Annotated in this window: 2 protein-coding genes; both read left to right on the forward strand. The window is 41.5% G+C overall.

Translation table 11 applies throughout. The features are described 5' to 3' along the window. Position 1 precedes the first annotated feature (1 nt). Positions 2-679 (forward strand): CPBP family intramembrane glutamic endopeptidase, encoded by a 678-nt coding sequence (locus tag ACFP56_RS17950; RefSeq protein WP_379237122.1) that lies wholly within the window; start codon positions 2-4, stop codon positions 677-679. Positions 680-1423: 744 nt separating this feature from the next. Continuing rightward, on the forward strand, positions 1424-6010 hold a 4587-nt coding region (locus tag ACFP56_RS17955), incomplete at its 3' end, for a lectin-like domain-containing protein (protein WP_449290047.1).

Raw genomic sequence — 6010 nt, forward strand, 5'->3', positions numbered from 1 at the left:
GATGAAGCAAAATGTTCAACTAACACGGGGACTAGCCATTTTTTGTGTGCTGTATAGCCTAGTCTTTCTATTCAAGATTCCGAGATTATTACTTGATAGTCAATCAATTAGTTTTTATGTAACGTCCATTTTCTACATGATTTTATTTGTACTAGGTCTCTATATTTTTAGAGATGATTTCCGACAACAATTAGCCTGGATGAAGCAAAATGTGCTAAAGTCCATTTTCATTCTAATTATTGGCTACCTATTCTATATGATTGTGGAGTTAATTGGTGGATTGCTTTATAGTTGGCTTTCTGATGCTTTTAATAGTTCGGACATTATCTTGCAAAATGATTCTAATATTATGAACGCTATAAAGATCCTGCCGCCTGTATTTGCTTTTTTTATTATGAGCCTTGCAGGTCCGGCGGTTGAAGAAATGTTTTATCGCCGCTTTCTTATCTCAACATTAATAAAGTATATTCCTCCATGGCTGTCTATTTTGTTATCAAGTCTGCTATTTGCGGTGCTGCATGTAAGCTCATTTCAGGCTAGCGAGTTTTTTAACGTTTTGCCACATTTTTTTATGGGAATCGCTATGGGAATAATTTATTACAAAACGAACAATTTAATCTACCCTATCTTGATCCATGTCTTTAACAATTTTAGTGCGCTACTGCCACAATTTTTATAGCTTTTTTAGGAACCTGGCAGCATTTACGAAGAGGCTAAAGGAAGCGATTGATTCCGCTATAAGCGGAACTGTTGCGCACTTTAATGCGGTTTTTACTGGCAGGCATGATCCGAAGGACCGATCTCTAGCTTGAAGCTTATTCATTTCCCGTGCAAGTAGTTTCATAAAAAGTAGCGGCCTTTGTCCATTTTATTATTAGGACAAAGGCCGCTTGTCTTGAATTGAAAACCGTTCACTATGTGACTACACAGCCATTCATTTCCTCAAGGAATCGTTCCAGGTCGAAACTGATCTGGGTTCTCCCCAATTTCGCGGATCATGATTCGTTCCGTACATATCAAGCGGATTCCCATTAAGCTTCTTGAAATGCGCTATCGCGTAAGAGCAGTTCCTTCATCTTCTTGCAGCTTGCCAGATCTTACATTCTCAAGTCAAATATTCTAAATGAATTAAGTCATATGCAATCTTTTTTTACATTATTTGTTTTATTTTCAATAATTTATTGTGTATAGGTTTTGTATAGGTGGGGTTGTTAAACTATGGTAGTGGGGAATACTGTGGAAATTTGTCATAGTATGAATGTCAAGTTTTCTAATTGAAAGGAGGTTTAGTTAAGGCTAATAGCACTATAGTTTTCCTCTGTATACATGATACGGGCAAGTTTTCACTGTTCTCCGGGGCAGTTCAGAAACTGCGGTATCTGAAACTGCCAAAATACAGGCTAATCAGGTATAGGAGGAAGTTATGTACACAGCAAGAAGTCGAACTAAGACATGGCATCGTTTTATCATTTTTACCCTTGCTCTCATGTTGATTATCGGCACTCTACCAGCTAACTTGATTTATGCGGCTGAGGGTGATGAGACGCCATCAACAGGATCAAATGCAGGTTTGAAATGGTTGACTTACAAGTTTGATTTGAATGATTTTTCAGATCCTGCTCAGCAAGCGCTGTTTCAGCTAAATGGGAATGCAGCATTTGCGGACGGAAAATTAATGGTAACGCCGAAGCTGGCTAGCCAAACTGGTAGTGTTTTTAACAGGCAATCTATCCAGGCTCATGATTATTTTTCTTTCAGTACAGGATTTTCATTTAGAATGGATGGTAATCCTCCGAATACCGCTGATGGTATGACCTTTGCGATTGTAGCTGATCCAACAAACTTGGGTAGCTTCGGTGGTGGTCTGGGGTTAGCAGGTGTCAAACCAAGTCTGGGTATAAAGTTTGACGCCTACTTGAATAATTACGCCGATTTTGCTTATAGAGATCCATCGAACAATTATGTTGGAATTGCTTATAACGGAAATATGATAAATAGCAATCCAGATTGGTACTACGATCTTGGAACTACGCAACCGGGCAATCCCGAGCCGAAGTTTAAACTTACGAGCGGGGACGTCTACTATGCTTGGATCGACTACGATGGTGTATCCAGCAACATAAAGGTGTACTTTAACGATTCGCCGAGCAAGCCTACTGAGCCTTTAATTAATGCTGAGGGTATTAGCTTGAAGGACATTTTTGGTGATGCAAATGAAATTTATGCTGGTTTTACGGGATCTACTTCAGGCTATTATGAATCGCATGAAATTTTGAGCTGGTATTTCGTGAACGACTTTGCACCGATTGGAGATTTGAACGACACTTCTGGCTATCGGCAGACCCCAAGTTCTGTTGATTTAAAGGCGGAAAGAGCATCTGAAGTCGGGAAATACAAGGTTGCAGTTACCGCTAAAAATGCTGATGGATCTTCGGCAGCAGAGGTTCCAATTGTAATGACCAGCTCCAAATCTGGAGTATGGACAGATGAAACTGGTATCGTAATTACAGACTGGTCCAAAATGCTGACCAATGCTGAAGGACTATTAGAAGTATACTTCACTCCAGATGATCCATCTACAATCAGTGACCTAAGAGCCGTAGCAGTAGGTGGAGCAATTGCAACTGGCGAGGCTCCAGCGACATCTATAGCTCCAGGCGGGGTTGAAGGCGCAGCTTTGTGGCTAAAAGCAAGCGATGATGTTGAGGTCGGAAGTGACGGGAAAGTCACCACTTGGACGGATCAAACGACTGGAAAAGTGTTTACTACTGACTCAAACAGTAAAGGTGTAACGCTTGACAGTAATCTAGCTAATTTTAATCCTACTGTAAGGTTTGACGGCAACGGAAAGTTAAACGGTGGAGCTGATTCGGCTATAAAGGTACTCGATATCTTTACCGTAGCGAAATTTATTAATAACCAGCAAGGGACTATTTTCTCATCAAAAAATCAGCTTTCTAATCTTCAAGGTTTCTTTAGAAATCATGGGAACGGACCATTGGTTCAATTCCCTGATTCTAGTGGAAGTTCAGGGACTGCTCGTGAGTTTTACGCACCTGATCAGCGAGAAAACGATGCGTTAAAGCAGCTTTCTGCCTCAGCAACCTTGGGTACAGCATGGGAGAACGGAGTAGCTGGAGCTTCAAAGGCCCCTGTAGATGTAGGCTCATTTGAATTAAAACTTGGTGCTTCAGACAGGGATATACTTTTCTTGAACGGACACTTCCCTGAATTAATTGTGTTTGACGACAATAAAGTGTGGACACAAAATGAAAGAAACCAGATTAACAGCTACCTAGCATTGAAATACGGAGTGACCTTAAAAGCTGATGGCGGCAGTGCAACTGATTATCTAGCAAGTGACGGAACAACGAAAATGTGGACTGCAGAAGATAACGCAGGCTATGGCTATCGTATTACTGGTATAGGGCGTGATGATTCTAGCGCACTTAACCAGAAGCAGTCAAAATCTGCTGATGTTGATGCACTAGTTACGATCGCACTCGGCAACAAGGTAGAAGCCTCTAATGCTGAAAATCTAAATGAAATAGAAGCAGATAAAGCATTCTTAACGTTTAGCGATAATAACGGCAGTGTGGAGTATGACCAAGCTGTTTCTATTCCTGGTACTTCTTCTGATTTAAAGCGTATGGCACGTGGATTTAAGGTTGAGAAAACAGCTAATTGGGTGGAGACAGAGATTACTCTTCAATTAGATGACGTCGAGGAAGGATTCAATTATTATTTGCTCGTTGATAATAAAACGACAAAACTGGATGCTTCCGGATTAGTAACCTTAAATAGCGCTCAGCTTGCTGATGGGGCGATTATTACATTTGTTAGAGCAGAACAAAAAGTTGCTCCGGGCGGAGTGAGTGATGGTCTAATTTCTTGGGTAGATGTAGGTAAAAGTGCAATTAAAAACGCTGAAAATAATAATATTACTAGTTTGCAGGACTTAGCGGGTGCCAGAACGTGGGATGCAACAAACACCATTGGACAACCATACAAAGCTTCGACAATCAACTTTAATCCAGGAGTTACGATTAATAGCGGCTCAGGTTATTACAGCACATCCGCATTTGCAACTGACAATTTAGAAAGAGAAATATTCTCTGTACAAGCTAGAGCTCACTATCAAAACTCTAAAGCATTTCCATGGGAGTTCGGGAGTAGATATGATAGTGCTAAATACGGTGACAAATCACAGATTATAACTTCTGCTTTCTCGGGAAGTAGTAGAATCATCAATATCGATCCAAGCGAGTATGATCTGTTGAAAAGTCGTGTATTAAATATTAGAAGCTCAAACGAAGAATGGGCTCTTTCTCTTGATGGTCGTCAATTGCTGGCTGATACCGAAAATGAGGTGCAAATGCAATTTGCAGGGCTTTCGTCTTATTATATTGGAGCTGGTCATTTTAGTCGCTTCGATGGTTCTATTTCAGAAGTCATTCTATTTAATCGAGTCCTCACAGAAAATGAGCGTCAGCAAGTAAACAGTTATATGGCTCTAAAATATGGTTTGACGCTGGCTACGGATTATTTAGATAGCGGAAGCGGAACGATGTGGACGACTGAAGACAGCGCAAATTACGGTAATCGAATTACAGGTATTGGGCGCGATAACAACGGAGCATTATATCAAAAGCAATCGGTTTCCCAAGAAGTTGGCGCTAATGTAACGATTGCGCTAGGAGATTCTGTTGAAAACTCTAATGAAGAGAATCTAAACACAATATGGAACGATAAATCATACATTGTGTTTGGCGACAATGGAGGAAAAGCAGAGTTTGTTGCACCAGCCGAAAAAGAGGATGAAAGTCTTAAACGGATTGAACGTGTCTATAAGCTTAAGAAAACCAATTGGCAAGACACGAACGCTGTAACAGGCGAAGCTTCAACAATTACATTACAGGTTGACAAAGTAAATGGAGCTTCAGATTGGCCGCTTTATGTTGTAGTTAGTGCGGACGAGCAATTTGACGCTAATGACTCCTTCTATCTTATTGAGGACGGCAAGGTTACGATTGAAACGAAAGATCTTAATTCAGTTTCTTTCTTTACAATTGCGGCTCAAGTACCACAGTTTGTTAGTGCGGTCTTAGAGAAAACGGAAACAGGCGATGCTCGTATCGTGATTACATTTGATCGTGAGATTGAGTTGAACGATTTGGCTGGCTTCACTGTTACCATAGAAGGTAATGAGGTAGCAGCAGAATTTGAGGTTGACCCAACCGATAACACCAAGCTGATTCTAAAGTTACCTACTGGAACTGATTTAATAGGTAAGGACGTTAACGTAGATTATGATGGGACTCAGAATTTGAGAGGCACCAACGGTGTTCCAGTAGATCGGTTTAACAAGCCTGTTGAGAATAATCTAGTGGACAAAACTGCACTTCAAGCAAAAGCTGATGAGATCGACGAAGCGATTGAAGCAGGCGAGCTAAAAGGAGCAGATTACACAGCTGACAGCTGGCAAGCGCTTGAAGAAGCATTAACAGAAGCGAAGAAAGTGCTAGCCGATGAAGATGCAACGCAAGAGGAAGTGGATGCGGCACGAGAAGCATTAGAAAATGCGCATGAGAAGCTAGTACCAGCGCCAGTCGTACCAAACGTGGACAAAACGTTGCTTAAAGCAAAAGCTGATGAGATCGACGAAGCGATTGAAGCGGGCGAGCTGAAGGAAGAAGCGTACACAGAAGCAAGCTGGCAAGCGCTTGAAGAAGCATTAACAGAAGCGAAGAAAGTGTTAGCGGATGAAGATGCAACGCAAGAGGAAGTGGATGCGGCACGAGAAGCATTAGAAAATGCGCATGAGAAGCTAGTACCAGCGCCAGTAGTGCCAAACGTGGACAAAACGTTGCTTAAAGCAAAAGCTGATGAGATCGACGAAGCGATCGAAGCGGGCGAGCTGAAGGAAGAAGCGTACACAGAAGCAAGCTGGCAGGCGCTTGAAGAAGCATTAACAGAAGCGAAGAAAGTGTTAGCGGATGAAGATGCAACG

This window comes from Paenibacillus septentrionalis, assembly GCF_042659865.1.
Taxonomy (GTDB): domain Bacteria; phylum Bacillota; class Bacilli; order Paenibacillales; family Paenibacillaceae; genus Pristimantibacillus; species Pristimantibacillus septentrionalis.

Coding starts and splice junctions, on each gene's coding strand:
- ACFP56_RS17950 (WP_379237122.1), top strand. CDS start 2: ATGAAGCAAAATGTTCAACTAACACGGGGACTAGCCATTTTTTGTGTG.